General features: G+C 72.9%; 14 protein-coding genes. 6 read left to right on the forward strand and 8 right to left on the reverse strand.

All coding sequences use genetic code 11. The features are described 5' to 3' along the window. Positions 1-38 precede the first annotated feature (38 nt). Together purD and Asi02nite_RS24315 are read right to left on the reverse strand one after the other, a co-directional pair. The gene (purD, locus tag Asi02nite_RS24310) at positions 39-1,283 is read right to left on the reverse strand and encodes a phosphoribosylamine--glycine ligase (RefSeq protein ID WP_203716216.1); all 1,245 of its coding nucleotides are present in this window, start codon (positions 1,281-1,283) and stop codon (positions 39-41) included. A gap of 11 nt (positions 1,284-1,294) precedes the next feature. Beyond that, positions 1,295-2,590, reverse strand: a complete 1,296-nt coding sequence (locus Asi02nite_RS24315; RefSeq protein ID WP_203716217.1) for an adenylosuccinate synthase — start codon at positions 2,588-2,590, stop codon at positions 1,295-1,297. Between the two features lie 127 nt (positions 2,591-2,717). Between Asi02nite_RS24315 and Asi02nite_RS24320 the strand changes: the two genes are divergently transcribed. Both Asi02nite_RS24320 and Asi02nite_RS41795 read left to right on the forward strand, forming a co-directional pair. Next, on the forward strand, positions 2,718-3,650 hold the full coding sequence (locus tag Asi02nite_RS24320; protein WP_203716218.1) for a hypothetical protein: 933 nt from the start codon (positions 2,718-2,720) through the stop codon (positions 3,648-3,650). Between the two features lie 1,262 nt (positions 3,651-4,912). Continuing rightward, positions 4,913-6,664: a chromosome partitioning protein gene (locus tag Asi02nite_RS41795; RefSeq protein WP_239127023.1), complete on the forward strand. Its 1,752-nt coding sequence runs from the start codon at positions 4,913-4,915 to the stop codon at positions 6,662-6,664. 19 nt (positions 6,665-6,683) lie between these two features. Here Asi02nite_RS41795 and Asi02nite_RS24330 read toward each other — a convergent pair whose 3' ends face one another. After that, positions 6,684-7,109: a DUF3151 domain-containing protein gene (locus Asi02nite_RS24330; protein ID WP_203716219.1), complete on the reverse strand. Its 426-nt coding sequence runs from the start codon at positions 7,107-7,109 to the stop codon at positions 6,684-6,686. Positions 7,110-7,199: 90 nt separating this feature from the next. Here Asi02nite_RS24330 and Asi02nite_RS24335 point away from each other — a divergent pair, with 90 nt between their 5' ends. After that, complete coding sequence (locus Asi02nite_RS24335) at positions 7,200-8,381, forward strand: LOG family protein (RefSeq protein ID WP_203716220.1); 1,182 nt, start codon at positions 7,200-7,202, stop codon at positions 8,379-8,381. Here the strand turns inward: Asi02nite_RS24335 and Asi02nite_RS24340 are convergent. The 3 genes from Asi02nite_RS24340 to Asi02nite_RS24350 all read right to left on the reverse strand — a co-directional run bounded on the left by Asi02nite_RS24340 (position 8,378) and on the right by Asi02nite_RS24350 (position 10,973). Next, positions 8,378-9,394, reverse strand: a complete 1,017-nt coding sequence (locus Asi02nite_RS24340; RefSeq protein ID WP_203716221.1) for an SEC-C domain-containing protein — start codon at positions 9,392-9,394, stop codon at positions 8,378-8,380. The genes Asi02nite_RS24335 and Asi02nite_RS24340 overlap by 4 nt on opposite strands. Positions 9,395-9,464: 70 nt before the next feature. Further along, positions 9,465-10,490: a class II fructose-bisphosphate aldolase gene (gene fbaA / locus Asi02nite_RS24345; protein ID WP_203716222.1), complete on the reverse strand. Its 1,026-nt coding sequence runs from the start codon at positions 10,488-10,490 to the stop codon at positions 9,465-9,467. 93 nt (positions 10,491-10,583) lie between these two features. Further along, positions 10,584-10,973: a phage holin family protein gene (locus Asi02nite_RS24350; RefSeq protein ID WP_203716223.1), complete on the reverse strand. Its 390-nt coding sequence runs from the start codon at positions 10,971-10,973 to the stop codon at positions 10,584-10,586. 165 nt (positions 10,974-11,138) lie between these two features. On the opposite strand from Asi02nite_RS24350, the gene Asi02nite_RS24355 reads away from it, so the two are divergent. Further along, entirely contained in the window at positions 11,139-11,315 is a 177-nt protein-coding gene (locus Asi02nite_RS24355) for a hypothetical protein (protein WP_203716224.1), read from the forward strand. On the opposite strand, the gene Asi02nite_RS24360 is transcribed toward Asi02nite_RS24355, so the two are convergent. Further along, positions 11,306-12,355, reverse strand: a complete 1,050-nt coding sequence (locus Asi02nite_RS24360) for an LCP family protein (protein WP_203716225.1) — start codon at positions 12,353-12,355, stop codon at positions 11,306-11,308. The two genes, Asi02nite_RS24355 and Asi02nite_RS24360, sit on opposite strands and share 10 nt — an antisense overlap. Next, on the reverse strand, positions 12,352-12,840 hold the full coding sequence (locus tag Asi02nite_RS24365; protein WP_203716269.1) for a SigE family RNA polymerase sigma factor: 489 nt from the start codon (positions 12,838-12,840) through the stop codon (positions 12,352-12,354). Before Asi02nite_RS24365 ends, Asi02nite_RS24360 begins: the two co-directional genes overlap by 4 nt. Positions 12,841-13,010: 170 nt before the next feature. Between Asi02nite_RS24365 and Asi02nite_RS24370 the strand changes: the two genes are divergently transcribed. Together Asi02nite_RS24370 and Asi02nite_RS24375 are read left to right on the forward strand one after the other, a co-directional pair. Then, a complete protein-coding gene (locus Asi02nite_RS24370; RefSeq protein ID WP_203716226.1) occupies positions 13,011-14,471 on the forward strand; it encodes a hypothetical protein in 1,461 nt (486 codons plus the stop codon). A 53-nt stretch (positions 14,472-14,524) separates the two neighbouring features. Then, positions 14,525-16,054, forward strand: a complete 1,530-nt coding sequence (locus Asi02nite_RS24375) for an LPXTG cell wall anchor domain-containing protein (RefSeq protein WP_203716227.1) — start codon at positions 14,525-14,527, stop codon at positions 16,052-16,054. Positions 16,055-16,130: the final 76 nt, after the last annotated feature.

Genomic DNA, 16,130 nt, shown 5'->3' on the forward strand with positions numbered 1-16,130 from the left:
CGCGTCACCGTCGCGTTCCCGACGACCGCCCGATGTGATTAGTCCGGGATCCGGATGCGGTTTTCGACCGCGGCCAGCGCGATGTCCCGGCGGATCACCGCACCTGCCAGGGAAACCCGGTCCACCAGCGCGTAGGCGGCGTCCCGCGCGGTCGCCAGGTCGGCGCCGGTCGCCGTCACCGACAGCACCCGCCCGCCCGCGGTGACCAGGTCGCCGTTCGCCGCGCGCGCCGTGCCCGCGTGGATGAAGCCCGGCCCGTCGGCGCCCGTGATCACGTCGCCCTTGTGCGCCGACTCCGGATAGCCGGCCGACGCGACCACCACCGTGACCGCGGCGCCCGACCGCCAGCGCAACGGCGGTTCGGCGGCGAGTTGACCGGTCGCGGCCGCCCGCAGCAGACCCGCCAGCGGCGTCTCCAGCAGGGCGAGCACCACCTGCGTCTCCGGGTCGCCGAAGCGCGCGTTGAACTCGATCACCCGCGGCCCGGTGCGGGTCAGCGCGAGCCCCACGTAGAGCACCCCGGCGAACGGCCGGCCGCGCCGGCGCATCTCCGCCAGGGTCGGGTGGACGATCCGCTCGAGCACGTCCGGCACGAGCGACGGCGGGGTCCACGGCAGCGGCGCGTACGCCCCCATGCCTCCGGTGTTGAGCCCGGTGTCGCCCTCGCCGATCCGCTTGAAGTCCTGCGCCGGCACCAGCGGCACCGCGGTCTCGCCATCGGTGATCACGAAGAGCGAGACCTCGGGGCCCGCGAGGTATTCCTCGATCACCACCCGGCCGCAGGCGGCGGCGTGGGCGAGCGCGGCGTCCCGGTCGTCGGTGACCAGGACACCCTTGCCGGCCGCCAGCCCGTCGTCCTTCACCACGTACGGCGCGCCGAACCGGTCCAGGGCCGCCGCGACCTCGTCGAGGTCACTGGTCGAGACCGAACCGGCCGTCGGCACGCCCGCGGCGCGCATGACGTCCTTCGCGAAGGTCTTCGAACCCTCGATCTCGGCGGCCGCCGCGGTCGGGCCGAAGCAGGCGATGCCCTTGGCCCGCACCGCGTCGGCCACGCCGGCCACCAGCGGCGCCTCCGGGCCGACCACCACGAGGTCGGCGGCGACCTCGACGGCCAGCGCGGCGACCGCGTCGGGGTTCATCGCGTCGACGTCCCGCAGCGCGGCGACCTCGGCGATGCCCGGGTTGCCGGGCGCCGCGATCAGCGTGACGCCGGGAGAGGAAGCGAGACCGAGGGCGAGGGCGTGCTCACGCCCGCCGCTACCAATGAGAAGAACGCGCACGATGTCCGATCCTAGGCGGTGCCGATGAGCGCGTGGCGCACGACGTTCTCCTCGCGGCCCGGGCCCACTCCGATGACGGACACCCGGGTGCCGCAGAGCTGCTCGATCCGCTCCACGTAGGACCGGGCGGCGGCCGGCAACTCGTCGAACGAGCGCGCCTTGGAGATGTCCTCCCACCAGCCGTCGTGCTCCTCGTAGACCGGCACGGCGTGGTGGAAGTCGGTCTGCGACATCGGCATGTCCGAGTGGATCTTGCCATTGATCTCGTACCCGACGCAGATCGGCACCTTCTCAAGCCCGGTCAGCACGTCCAGCTTGGTGATCACCATGTCGGTGATGCCGTTGAGCCGGACCGCGTACCGCGCGACCACCGCGTCGAACCAGCCGCACCGCCGCTCCCGGCCGGTCGTCGTGCCGTACTCCGCGCCGACCTTCCGCAGGTGAGCGCCGTTCTCGTCGAACAGCTCGGTCGGGAACGGACCGGAACCGACCCGGGTCGTGTACGCCTTGGCGACGCCGATCACCTGCGTGACCGCGGTGGGCGGGATGCCGGCGCCGACACAGGCACCGCCGGCCGTCGGGTTGGACGACGTCACGAACGGATAGGTGCCGTGGTCCATGTCGAGCATGGTGGCCTGGGCGCCCTCCATCAGGACGATCTCGCCGCGGTCCAGCGCCGACCAGAGGATCTCGCGGGTCTCGGCGATGTACGGGCGCAGCCGCTCCGCGTACGCCAGGTATTCCTCGACCACCGCGTCGGTGTCGATCGCCTTGCGGTTGTAGACCTTGAACAGGGTCTGGTTCTTCTCCCGCAGGGTCAGCTCCACCTTCTTGCGCAGGATGCCGGGGTCGAGCAGGTCCTGCACCCGGATGCCCATCCGCGCGACCTTGTCGCCGTAGGCGGGGCCGATGCCCCGGCCCGTCGTGCCGATCCGGCCCGAGCCGAGGTAGCGCTCGACGACGCGGTCGAGTGCGCGGTGGTGCGGCATGATCAGATGCGCGTCGCCGGAGATCCGCAGGCGGGAGACGTCGACGCCGCGCTCCGCGAGACCGTCGATCTCGGCGAGCAGCACCTTGGGGTCGATCACGACACCGTTGCCGATGACGATGACGGCGTTGGGCGAGAGGGCGCCCGACGGCATCAGGTGCAGCGCGTACTTCTGCCCGTCCGGGGTGATCACCGTGTGCCCGGCGTTGTTGCCGCCCGAGTACCGGACCACGTAGTCGACCTGCCCGCCAAGCAGGTCGGTAACCTTGCCTTTGCCCTCGTCGCCCCACTGCGCGCCGAGAAGCACTATCGCTGGCATCTTTTCGACCGCCTCCACGGGGCTCGGGTGCCAGGGTGGCGACCGCTTGGCGAGCCCGAGATGTCAGGCTAACAACAAACCGACGAACGCCTGGACGCGACAGCGGTTCGGCGCGAGGAGATCGACCGTGTACGACGTGGTGCTGCTGACCCTGGCCGAAGGGGCGGGTGACGCCTGCTGTGGCTCGGACGCCTGCGCCGCACAGCCCGTGCGGGCGCCCGTCCGGGCGTGCGTCGACGCGCTCGGCGCCGCCGGTGCCCGGGTCGAGACGGTCACCGCGCACTCCGACAAGGAGATCGACGCGGTCCTGGCCCGCTTCGACGGCCCCGCCCGCTCGGACGGGCTGACCTGGCCCGAAACCGACAGCAAGACCCGCCTGGTGGTGGGCGTCGCGACCGACGGCCAGTTGCGGCACGTCGTGCGGCGGCTGGTCCGCCGGTACGCGCCACCGCCCAGCCGGAGGCCCGCCGACCTGGCCGGCGACCGCACGGTGCCAGACCTGCCGGCGATCGCCGTGCTGCCGATGGGCCCCGCGCAGCAGGATCTGATCGCCCAACTCGACTTGCCCCGCGACCCGTCGGCGGTGGCGGCGGCCGCGCTGTCGTCCACGGTGCGGCGCCTGGACCTGCTGCGCACCGACGCCGGCTCGGTCACGCTGGACGGCGCCCTGGTCGGCGGCCAGGCGCAGGGACAGCAGCTCACCTGGCGCGGCCGGGTCGAGGTCGACGACGCGGTGCTCACCGACGGCAACGAGCCGGTGCTGGCCTGCGCGGTGGGCAACGCGGGCGGCTACGCGACGCTCGACGGGTTGCCGCTGCTGAACGGCCCGGACCCGACGTCGGGGCAGATCGAGGTCGCGGTCGCCGTACCCGTGGTGTCCCGGTCTTTGCTCGGCAAGTCCAAGGTCCGCGTGGAGGTACGCCGCGCCCGCGGCCGCGCGGCGGCGGTGCTCCCTCGGGACGACGAGGTGCCTTTCGTCGACGACGGCGTCACGGGCACCCTGACCCGCAAGCGCTCGTGGTGGATCGAACCGGGCGCCTGGGCGGTCTACACCGGTTGATCTCCTGGTCGCAGCGGGATTGATCTCGGCCATTGGCCGCGCGGCCCTTTAGGCTTGGGGCTGGTGTGACCGCTGTGACGGAGGTGACCGGCGTGGTCGACGATCCGGACCGGGTATACCGGCCCAGTGGCAACGGCCCGGCGCCGTGGCAGGGCGCCGAGCAGCCGTGGCCCCCGGACGATCCGCCGGCCGCGCCCGCCGACCAGCCGGAAGGCTTCTTCCACGGCGGCCCGCCGGTGCCGCCGCCACCACCCCCGATCCGGGTGCCTGCGCCGCCCGCTCCCCCGCCCATCAACCGGCCTGGCTTGGCGCCGCCGCCGGGGTTGGGCGGTTATCCGCAGCATCGCCCGGGGGCGGGCTTCGCGCCGGGGGTCGGTGGCGTGCCGCCCGCGGGCCACTACCCGCCGGCCGGTCCTGGCCGCTTCCCGCCGGCCAGTCCCGGCGGCTTCCCACCGGCAAGTCACCCCCAGCAGCCGGCGCCGCATCCGGTCGCACCTCCGCCACCGGCGACAGCGCATCCGGCTGTGCCGCCGTGGACAGGCACGCGGCCGAACCCGACGGCGCGACCGGCGTCAGCCCAGCCGTTCTCACCTGCGGCCCCGCCGCCCGCCGGTCCGGACAACGCGGCACGGCACGCGGCCCACGGACCGCACCACGCCGGATCGTCGCCGCCACCGCCAGAGGGCATGGCGCCGCACGCTGCCCATGGCCCGCACCACGCCAGGCCCACCGGATCGTCGCCGACATCGCCAGACGGCGGTGCACCCTTCACGTCCGACCGGCTGCACCCCGCCGCCAGGCCGGGTCCCGGCGCGACCGCCGCGCCGTCGCCATTCGGACCAGCCAGCGCGACGCAGCATTCGGCGGCCCACGCTGCGGACCCCGCCGCGGCAATGCCGCACGGCACGACGACCGGACCGTCGCCGACACCGCCAGACGGTGCCCAACCGTTCCCATCCGCCCAGCCGCACCCTGCCGCGACGCCCCGTCCAAGCACGAACGGGCCCGCGCCGTTCGAGTCCGCAGACCAAGCAGCGCACGCTGTTGACGGATCGCTACCCGCCACTACGCCCCATCCGTCCGCGACCGCCGCTGCAACCGAATCCGGGCTCGAAGGTGCAGCGCCCGACGAACCGCAGCCCACGGCGCCCACTGCGGCGGCCAGGCAAAACGGTGCAGCGGCGCATGCGGCCGACGCTTCGCACGCCGCGGATGACGCGTCGTCCCCGAGCGGGTCGGCGGCGGCACCTGTCGCGGACGAAGTGCGGCAGACGGCCAACACGGTCCAGGTAGGCACGACGCCGCAGCCGGGCTCGGGCAACGGGTCGACGCCCGGCGGGGAATCGGTGGTCGGCCCGATGCCGGCCACGGCCAACGGTGATGGCAACCGGGTGGTCCCGGCGCAGCCGGTCTCACCGGCCGGCGAGCAGCCAGGCGCCCGCCAGACCGCCGCCGTGCCCATGCAGCGCGGTGGTGACGGGCACGTGGCCGGCACGCCGTGGTCCCACCCACCGCAGCGACCGCCGCACGCCGAATCGGTCCATCCCGCCGAGCGGCACACCGGCGGCTACCCGGTCACGCCGGCTCCGGCCCCAGCGCCGCGGACCGGCGCCTACCCGGTCACACCGCCACCCGCAACGGCGCCGCAGGACACCTCCGGCTACCCGACGACGCCGCGCCCGGAACCGGCCCAGCCCGACACCGCCGCCTACCCGCCGACGCCACGTCCGCGCGCCGAACCGGCACAACCCGACACCGCCGCCTACCCCCCGACGCCACGCCCGCGCCCCGAACCGGCACAACCCGACACCGCCGCCTACCCGGTCACCCCGCGCCCGCGCCACGAAACAGCGGCGGCCGACACCGGCGCGTATCCGGTCACGCCATATCCGCGTCACGAGCCCGCCCCGGCGGACGCGTCCGCCCATCCGCGACCCGAACCGGACCCGGCGGACGCCGGCGGTTACGGCGAGGTCGGGCCCGGCGTGGTCGAGGTGCCGCAGCACGGCGTCTATCGCATGCCCGCCCCCGCGACGCCCCCGGCGACCGCCAACCCCCGTGCCGAATGGCCCCCAGACGGCGCCGTCCCCACCGCCGACGACTTCGCCCGGCGGCGGGCCGTGCGCGCGCCCGACCCCGTCGCCACGACCGGCGTCCGGGCCGTGCTCAACAACGCCTCGATGGGGCTCGTCAAACTGCCGCCCGGCGCGCACGAGCGGGAGCGCCGCCAAGAGATCGACACCGTCCGCCGGAACTTCGGCGGGCTGCGGCAGGTTACCGTCGTCAATCCCAAGGGTGGTGCGGGCAAGACCGTGGCCATCCTGCTGCTCGCGATGACCTTCGGGCAGAAGCGCGGCGGGTACGTCCTGGCCTGGGACAACAACGAAACTCAGGGCACCCTCGGCATGCGCGCCCAGCAGGACTTCCACAACCGCACCGTGCGGGATCTGCTGCGCGATCTCGCCCAGTTCCGCGGGGCGCAGGGGCGGGTCGGCGACCTTTCGCAGTACGTGCGGGCGCAGGGCGAGGGCATGTTCGACGTGCTGGCGTCCGACGAGTCCGCCACCGCCGGCGAGATGTTGACCGCCGCCGCGTTCGCGCACATCCGGGACGTCGTCAGCCGGTTCTACAAGTTGATCTTCGTGGACACCGGCAACAACGTACGCGCGCAGAACTGGCAGGCCGCCATCGACGCGACCGACCAGCTCGTGGTGACGATGTCTGCCCGCAACGACTCCGCCGAGACCGCCGCGCGCATGCTCGACCACCTGGAGCAGACGGGCCGGCACCGGCTGGTCCGGCAGGCCGTGACCGTGGTGTCGATGCCACCGTCCCGCCGCGAGATCGACCTGCCGCCGATCCAGAACCACTTCGCCGCGCGCACCCGGGCGGTCCTGCTCGCACCCTACGAGCGCTTGATCGACACCGGCGAACCCATGCGGTACGCGTCGCTGAGCCGCGAGACGCGAGACGCCTGGCTAAAGATCGCCGCCGCGGTCGCCGAAGGCCTCTAGGGAGCGCGGCGGAGGGTCGTCAGCCGCCGAGCGCGTCAGCGGCGGCCGGGTCGCAGTCGCGGACGAACTGGGCGCACCGCGCCGCCTCGTCCGCCTCGCCGATCAGGTCGGCGGCCCGGGACAGCACGTACAGGCTGTGCAGGAACCCCCGGTTCCCCTCGTGCGACCACGGCACCGGGCCGTGTCCCTTCCAGCCGTTGCGGCGCAGCTGGTCCAGGCCACGGTGGTAGCCGGTCCGGGCGTACGCGTACGCCGTGACCGCGTGCCCCTCGTCGAGCGCCCGCTGGGCCAGCTCCGCCCACGCCGCACTCGAGGTCGGGTGCGCGGCGGCGGCCTGCTCGTAGGCGGCGTCGCTGCCGTCCTTCGCGGCCGCTTCCAGGGCGGCGGCCGCCGCCTCGTCGACCGGGATCAGGGTCGCCGGCGGCTCGGGCATCAGGTTCTGCATCAGCACATTCAACCGTGTGACCAGTGGCGCAGGGTGACGCGACGGCTGAGGCTTTCGTCACGCGTGCGGCTCTCGCGTACGTTGTCTTGCGTGCCGACCCCACCTCCCGCCGACATCGTCGCGCTCCCCGACTCCACCCCCGACGAGATCGAGTCCCGGGCGGAGCTCGACCACCACCTCCGCCGCGGCAGCCTCGCCGGCCTGACCGTGCAGGGCCTGCGCCTCGACCTGGACCCGATCCCGGAGCTCGCCGACGTCGACCTGACCAACGCGCTCTTCGTCGGCTGCCAGTTCGAGACCCCGGAGGTCGAGGCGGCGCTGGTGCTGCGCGGCGCGCACGTGATCCCGGGCTTCCCGACGCTGCCCTACCCGAGCCACCCGTCGCGCCTCTACACCGCCGAGGACCTGGCGAAGGGCTTCGAGACCGACGGCTTCGCCGGCATGTACGACACGGTGGTGTACGAGCACTTCCGCGCGGCCGGCGGCGCGACCCCGGACGTCCGGGAGGCCCTGGCGCAGCGGCTGCACGACCACGCGATCGACAACGGCCTGGCCGACGCGACGCGGACCTGGGTCGCCGAGCACGGCGCCGACACGGTCGTCGGGGTGATGGGCGGCCACGCGGTGCCGCGCGGCTCGGCCGCCTACCGGCTCGCCGCCACGCTCGGCTGGGAGCTGACCCGGGCGGGCCAGCTCGTGGTGACCGGCGGTGGCCCGGGCGTGATGGAGGCGGCCAACCTCGGCTCGTTCCTGTCCAACCGGTCGGCCGACGACCTGACCAGCGCGATCGACGACCTGGCCGAGGCACCCGACTTCCTCGATCACGACCCGTTCACGGCGGCGGCCCTGCGGGTCCGCGCGCGGTTCGCGCCCACCGGCGACGACTGGCCGCGCCAGGGTGGCCTGGCGATCCCGACGTGGCTCTACGGCCACGAGCCGGCCAACCTGTTCGCGGGCCGGATCGCCAAGTACTTCTCGAACGCGATCCGCGAGGACATGATCCTGCGGCTGGCCCGCGGCGGCATCGTGTTCGCGCCCGGCCGGGCGGGCACGGTCCAGGAGGTCTTCCAGGCGGCGACCAAGACCTTCTACGGCACCGACGGCGCGAGCGGGGCGTACGTCTTCCTGGACACCGCCTACTGGACGCGGACGCTGCCCATCGAGACCCTGCTCCGCCCGCTGATGGCCCTGTCCCGCTTCGGCGACCTGTCGCAGACGATCCACGTCACCGACGACGTCCAGGAAGCCGTCCGGGTGCTGACCAAGCCCTAGGAGGCCCGCCGGGAGCGCGGCAGGCAGCACTTCTTGTATTTCGCGCCCGAGCCGCACCAGCACGCGTCGTTGCGGGCCGGCGGCCACGCGATGTGCGGCCCACGGCCGTCGAGCTCGTCGGCGTAGTCGTAGATGACGTCGTCCACCGTGGCGTCCTCGGCGTGTTCCCACAAGGCGACGAGCTCGTCGGCGGAGCCGGCCACGATCCCCCGCGCGGTGGTGATCCCCGCCTCCGCGCCCATCGCGAGCACCTGCTCGATGTCGGCACGGTGTGCGTCCCAGGTCGGCCCGCAGCTCTCCGCCGCCGCGGGCAGGCGCTCGGCCAGACGGTCGAACTCGGCCGCGGAGAAGAAGACGACCGGCTCGGTGAGCGCCGCGGTCAGCTCGGCCCGCTGCTCCTCCTCGGCCGCGACGGCCAGCTCCTCGGCCATCTCGTCGAACGAGTCATGCGGCAGGCCCAGCTCGTGGCGGACCTCATGGCGCTCGATGACCAGCGCGGCCACGATCGCGGTCGCCAGCTCCCCGGCCTCGTCGAGGTCGTCGGTTTCGGGCAGCGTCGCGCGCGCCTCGTGGACGGCCGCCGTCAGCCACTCGTGGGCGGTCTCGCCCCGGCCACCGGCCAGCAGCGCCTCGGCGATCTCCGTCGCCGCGTCCGGGTCGCTGGTCAGCAGCGGGCGCAGCGGCGTCAGCTCGGCCATGGCCTCGTCGGCCCGGTCGAGCCGGAACAACAACTGTGCCCTGAAGATCTGGGCGAACTCGGGTGCGGAGCCGTGCGCCCGGCGCGCGTCGAGGGCCCGGTCGGTCAGCGCGAGGCTGCCCGCCAGGTCGTCGGCCTGGAACAGCAGCTCGGCCGCCATGCCGAGCGCGACGACGGCGTCCTGCGGATCGGTCAGGCGGCCGTCGTCGACGACCGCCACCAGCTCGGCGGCGCCGGCCGCCGGCTCGCCGCGCTCCGCGGCCCGCTCGGCGATCAGCTCCAGTTGGTCCACGGTCAGCGGAGAAGCGATGGTCACCCGGCACCTCGATCATCGAGCGACGAAGGCCGACCCCGGCGAAACGGGGTCGGCCTTCGGGCGAAACGGACTACTTCGAGAGGGTCGTGCCGGTCGAGCGCAGGTTCTCGCAGGCGTGCGAGACGCGCTCGGCCATGCCGGCCTCGGCGGTCTTACCCCAGGCGCGCGGGTCGTACAGCTTCTTGTTGCCGACCTCGCCGTCGATCTTGAGGACGCCGTCGTAGTTCTTCAGCATGTGGTCGGCCACCGGGCGCGTGAACGCGTACTGCGTATCGGTGTCGATGTTCATCTTGACCACGCCGCAGTCGAGCGCCTCGCGGATCTCCGAGAGCAGCGAGCCCGAACCGCCGTGGAAGACGAGCGAGAGCGGCTTCTCCTTGCCGGTGCGGGCGCCGACCGCGTCCTGGATCTCCTTGAGGATCTCCGGGCGCAGCTTGACGTTGCCCGGCTTGTAGACGCCGTGCACGTTGCCGAAGGTCAGCGCCGCCATGTAGCGGCCCTTCTCACCCAGGCCGAGCTTGTCGACCATGGCCAGGCCGTCCTCGACGGTGGTGTAGAGCTTCTCGTTGATCGCGTTCTCGACGCCGTCCTCCTCGCCGCCGACCACGCCGACCTCGATCTCCAGCACGACGTGCGCCGCGGCGGACTCGTCGAGGAGGTCGGCGGCGATGTCGAGGTTCTCGGCGAGCGGCACGGCCGAGCCGTCCCACATGTGCGACTGGAACAGCGGACCCTCGCCCCGGGCGACCCGCTCCTTGGAGATCGCGAGCAGCGGCCGGACGTACCCGTCGAGCTTGTCCTTGGGGCAGTGGTCGGTGTGCAGTGCGATGTTGATGTTGTAGTTCTTGGCCACCTCGTGCGCGTAGGTGGCGAGCGCCACGGCGCCGGTGACCATGTTCTTGACGGTGGGCCCGGAGAGGTATTCGGCACCGCCGGTCGAGACCTGGATGATGCCGTCGCTCTCCGCCTCGGCGAAGCCGCGCAGCGCCGCGTTGAGCGTCTGCGAGGACGTCACGTTGATTGCGGGGTACGCGAACGCGCCGGCCTTGGCGCGATCGAGCATTTCGGCGTACACCTCGGGCGAAGCGATGGGCATGTCTGCCGCTCCTTGTCTAATCCGGTTGCCGGACCGCGCTGTCCTGTAGTTTCTGGCAGTATCCCGCAACCACGGAACCGGCTGACACGCAGGTCAGTCGCGATCACCCGAGCGCGGTTCGGGCACCACGAAGTTCAATACCCAGCTCACCACGGCCATCACGATGGCGCCCCAGAAGGCGGGCCAGAAGCCGTCGATGGTGAACGGGAGGTCGAACTGGTGACCGAGCCAGTCGGTGAGAAGGAAGAGGAGCGCGTTGACGACGAGGGCGATCAGACCCAGCGTCAGGATGTAGAAAACGCACCCGACGACCTTGATGATCGGTTTCAGGATCGCGTTGACGAGCCCGAAGATCACCGCCACGACGAGTACGGTCAGCACGGTGTGGCCGGCATTGCTGCCGCCGACGTCGATGCCGGGCACGACCAGCGCCGTGATCCACAGGGCGATCGCGTTGATGACCACCCGGATCAGCATTCCCATGGCACCCATCGTGGCACCGCCCCGCTCACCCCGGTGCCCTGGATCCTGCCGAGTCCTCAGCCGCGTGGATGCTGGCGCCTCCGGCCGCCTTCCGGGCATGTTTCGCCGCCCGCCCGATGGGCAACGTCAGTCGCCGTACGGTGAGTAGGAAGGGAGGCGGCACCGATGACTGACCCTGACGAGCGGGACCCGGAAGCGAACGAGGCCGACGCCAGCGAGCAGGCCACCCCGGCCGTGCCCGACGATCCCCGCGACGACGCGGTGCGCGTGGGTCCGGAGGTGCCGGAGGCCGACGCGGTGGAGCAGTCCCGGTCGGTCCGCCCCGACGACGACTACCGCTGACGCACCGACTGCGGGTTGGCGACGACCCAGTCGGTCAGCCGGTTCTCCTTGATCGCGGCGAACACCGGCCCGCTGCGCGCCGGGTCGAGGCGCTCGTAGGTGACGCGTTCGATGGTCACCGGGCGGAAGTTCGAGCCGATGTCGATCGGGCTGACCGTGTCGACCCCGGTAGCGACCCGGAGCAGTTCGGGCGTGCTGATCCCGGTGCCGGCCACGTCGATGCCGGTGGACGCGGCCTGCGCCACCCGGGCCAGCCGCACCGGGTCTCGGACCTCGGTGTCGATCAGACCGCGCACGAACGCCCGCCCGTTGGCGTCCCGGTCGTAGGCGCCGTGCGGCAGGTCGTAGCGCTGCCGGAGCAGGTCGAGCATGGTGCGGCCGTCGAGCCGCTGGCAGCCCGCCGGATAGACCCGGCCGCTGTGCCGCGACGGCACCGCGCGGTCCAGGCAGATCTCGACACCGCCGAGGGCGTCGGTCACCGCCCGCAGCCCCGAGTAGCGCACGGTCACGGTCGCGTCGACCGGCAGGCCCGTGGTCGCGGTGATCGTGCCGGCCGTCAACTGGGCACCGGCCGCCAGGTCCGGCCCCTGGCCCCGGCGCTGGCTGCCGAAATAGAACGTCTCACCCAGCTTGGCGCGACCCTTGCCGGGGATCTCCACGAGCAGGTCGGCGGGCAGCGAGACGAGGTACGCGGTGTGGCTGGCCGCCGGCACGTGCGCGAGCAGCACGGTGTCGGCCCGGTAGCTGCGGCCGCCGTCGTCGTCGACGCCGAGGACCGCCACCGTGAGCGGCCGGTCGACGGCAGGCGCGTCGGCCGGCAGGAACGTGTCGCCGATGGGCGGCAGGGCCGCGGTGCCACCGAGCGCGAACGGCAGCGAGACGGCGGCGGCGACCGCCACCGCGGCGGCGGCCAGCCCCTTGGTGAAGCGGTTCCGCCGGCGGCGTACCACTGCCCGATCGATGGCCGCCCGCAGCGGCGCCGACGGCGGCGCGAGGATCTCGTGCCGCTCGAACGTCTCGCGCAGTTGCTCTTCGATCATGGGATGGTCTCCACCATTTCGGCCCGCAGCGTCGCGAGCGCCCGCGAGATCGACGACCGCACCGTCCCGACGGCACAGCCGAGGATCTCCGCGATTTCGGCGTCGGGCAGGTCCTCGTAGTAACGGAGCACGAGGGCCGCGCGTTGCGCCTTGGGCAGTCGGGCCAGCCAGGACCAGATCTGGTCACGGTCCGCGGTGGCCTGCGCGTGGTCGACGGGTACGGTTCGCGCCGCCTCGTCGGGTTCGGCGCGCAACAGCACCCGGCGCAGCCACGGCCCGCGTCGCCAGTCGAGGTACTGGTTGGTGATCATGCGGCGGACGTAGCGCTCCGGTGCGTCGGCCCGGACCACCTTCCGCCAGTTGAGCTGGACCCGCACCATCGTCTCCTGCACCAGGTCCTGAGCGAGGTGTGGGTCGCCGCAGAGCATCACGGCGTACCGGAGCATGTTGCCGAGTTGGACATCGGCGAACTCCTCGTACGTCAGCGGCGTCACGGGTACCTCCGGGTGGCTCTGCCAGAACGACGCGCGCCGGAACCCAAAGCGCTGCGAAGATCACCGATATTCGGCCGAACGGCCAGACTATCGGTCGGACTATCGCGATCGTGATCTCCGATGGCTAGGCTCCGCGTCGATCCCTGGGGAGGACGTCCGGTATGCCGCGCAGTGTGACCGGCCAGCTCGCCGCCGTGTGCGGCGCGGTCGGCCTCGCGCTGGCGCTGGGAGCTTCGCCGGCCTTCGCGGCGCCGGAGGACATCGCCGTCGACCTGCGCGACGTGACCGTCGCCGCCGGGCATCCCGGTGTGGTCGCCAGCGCCACGCTGATCTCGTCACGGCCGGTCGTCCTCGACGACGTCGTGGTCACCTACGACTTCGGCGCGGTGGCCCGGCTGATCGAGGTGGTCCCGTCCGCGTCCTGCTCCCTTGTGGACACCACCATCGTGGCCTGCACCCGCGACCAGGTCCGGCTCGGCAGCGCGCCAGTGTCCGACCTGTTCGACGTCGTGATCCGGGCCGGCGCCGCCGGACGGGTCGGCGAGGGCCCGCTCCAGGTCGGTGTCTCGGCCGCCGGCCTCGATCCCGTCTTCACCGGCTCGTGGGTCCGCGTCGGCGACCCGGTCGACCTGGTGGCCGGGCCGTCGACCGCGCTGAGCCGGCGGCCGGGCGAGACCTTCACGCTGCCGCTGCGGGTCGAGGTGGCGGGCGCGACCGCGGTCGAGCGACCCAGCGTCTTCTTCAGCGACACGTACGCGTTCCGGTCCACCCGCAAGTTCAGCAACTGCCTCTACGTCGAGGACCGGATCCGCCACTGCTGGTTCGACGAGACGTTCCCGCCGGGCGCCGCCTACACGGCGGTGCTGCCGTTCCGGCTCGGCCCGGACACCGCGGCGCCGAGCACGAAGAAGCTCGACGCGCTGTGGCTCACCGCGGCGGAGGCCGAGGACTACGAGTCGTTCCTGGCCGGCCACGGTTATTCCGGTGGCGAGCCGGGCACCGACGGCGAGCTGACGCTGACGGGTGAGCTCCAGCTCAAGGCAGACAGCCAGGCCGACACCGAGCCCAGCAACAACCGCGGCGGGCTGACGGTCACGGTGACCGGTCGCAACGGCCTCGACCTGGCGGCGGTCGGCGCGGCGACGCGCGGCGAGGTCGGCCAGCGCCGGCCGGTGCTGGTGGGCCTGCGCAACCTCGGGCCGGCGGCGGCCGAACAGCCCGTGGCCATGGTCGACGTGACGATCCCACCGGGTACGACCGCCACCGGGGTGCCGCCCGAGTGCGCGCCGCCGACCGACCCGCGGGCGGCCGGGGTGCCGGGGGCGCCCGTCTACCGCTGCCGGCCGGGCTTACTGGTCCACCCGGGCCTCACCGTCGGCTTCGACTTCGAGTTGCGGATCGACCGGGCCGGGCCGACCGAGGGCTCGGTCCGGCTCACCGGCGCGAGCGATCTCGACGCGGCCAACAACGTTGCCGCGATCACCGTCAACCGCGCGCCACCACCGGCGGCCGACCGGCTGCCCATCACCGGCGCACCGGCCGATGTCCTGGCGGCCCTCGGCGCACTCATGATCATCGTCGGCGCGTGCGCCGTCGCACTGGCGCGAGCCCGCGTCAGCTGAGCCCAACTCAACGGGGAGAAGAAAGAACACCATGCGACTCACCCCTGCCCGGCGTGCCCTCGCCGGGATCGGCATCGCCGGGCACGCTGTTCGCGACCGCCGCCCTGCCGGCCGCCGCCGCGGCGGCCGCGCCCACGATCGCTGTCTTCATGGGCGACCAGACCGTCGCGGTCGGCGGACCTGGCGTCGAGGCCGGCCCCTGGCTCGCGGCCTCCGAGCGGGTCGACCTGACCGACGACACGACCGTGACATACGACTCGAGCGGGCTCTCCGGCGTCGCCGCCGTGGTCGACCAGGCGTTCGGCGGCCCGACCTGCACCAAGAAGGAATCGTTCGTGCTGGTCTGCAGCCGGTCCAACCCCGGCTGGCTCACGCCCGAGCCCAGCCGGGGCAGCTACGACATCGTGATCCGAGGTCTCGCCGAGGGGAGCGGCACGCTCAAGACGACCCTCAAGGTTCCCGGGCGGCCCGCGGTGTCCACCGAGTCGACGGTGCGCGTCGGCGTTGGTGTCGATCTGGCCGTGGGTCCGGACGACACCAACCAGTCGGTCGCGCCTGGCGCCGCGTTCACCCACGAGTTCTCGGTCACCAACGTCGGCAAGGTGTCCGTCGAGGGCTTCAACGCGGTCTTCGACAACACCTACGGGGTTCGGGCGGGCAAGAAGTTCACCAACTGCAGCTACGTCGGTGACCGCCTGCGCGCCTGCGCCTTCGACCTGACCATCGCGCCGGGCGAGACGCTTCGTGGCGAACTGCCCTACAAGCTGGGCGCTGACACCGCGGCGCCCGGCCGTCAGGGCGCCAGCCTGCTGGTCTACACCCGCGCGGAGTTCGCGGACTACGCGGACCTCAGCGAGCGGACGGGCGACACGTTGGGCAAGCCGGGCACCGACGGCAAGCTCGAACTGACCGCAGCGCCCGCTCGCAAGGCCCGCGGCACCCAGGCCGACACCAACCCGTCCAACGACGGGACCAGCGTCGACATCCGGGTGACCGGCGAGAACGGCTCCGACATGCGGGCCCTGGGCGCCCGGATCACCGGCCAGGTCGGCGACGTGGCCGAGGTCCAGTTGGGCTTCCGCAACGACGGCCCGGCGACGATCGACAAGTGGACGGAGGCGACCCTCGTCGACGTCACGGTGCCGAAGGGCACCACGGCCGTCGAGGTCCCCGAGCAGTGCGCGCCGGTGAAGAACGGCCAGTTCGACTCCGCCAACCGCGGGCAGCCCGGCAAGCCCGCCTACCGCTGCCTGCCCGGCGGGTTCGTCCCGGTGGGCGAGACGGTCGGCTTCCCGTTCTCGCTGCGGATCGACCAGGCGGCGACCGAGCCCGGCCAGGTCGCCATCAACGTGCCGTGCGACTGCGACGTGCGGCCGGACGACACCAACTCCGCCAACGACACCGCGCCCATCGAGATCAAGATCGACACCACCGCCGGCGGTGGCGGCGGCTCCGACGGCGGCGGCCTGCCGATCACCGGCCCGGCGGCCGGCATGATCGCGGGCGCCGGCGGCCTGCTCCTCGTCGCCGGCCTCGCGGGCGTCGTGGTGGCCTGGCGCCGCCGCACCCGCTTCGTCTCCTGATCGAACACACCGGAAACGCCCCGCCGCGGCCCCCCGCGGCGGGGCGTTTCGCCGTTTTGCCCGCCCTACCCGCCCC

The organism is Asanoa siamensis (assembly GCF_016862555.1).
GTDB classification, from domain to species: Bacteria; Actinomycetota; Actinomycetes; order Mycobacteriales; family Micromonosporaceae; genus Asanoa; species Asanoa siamensis.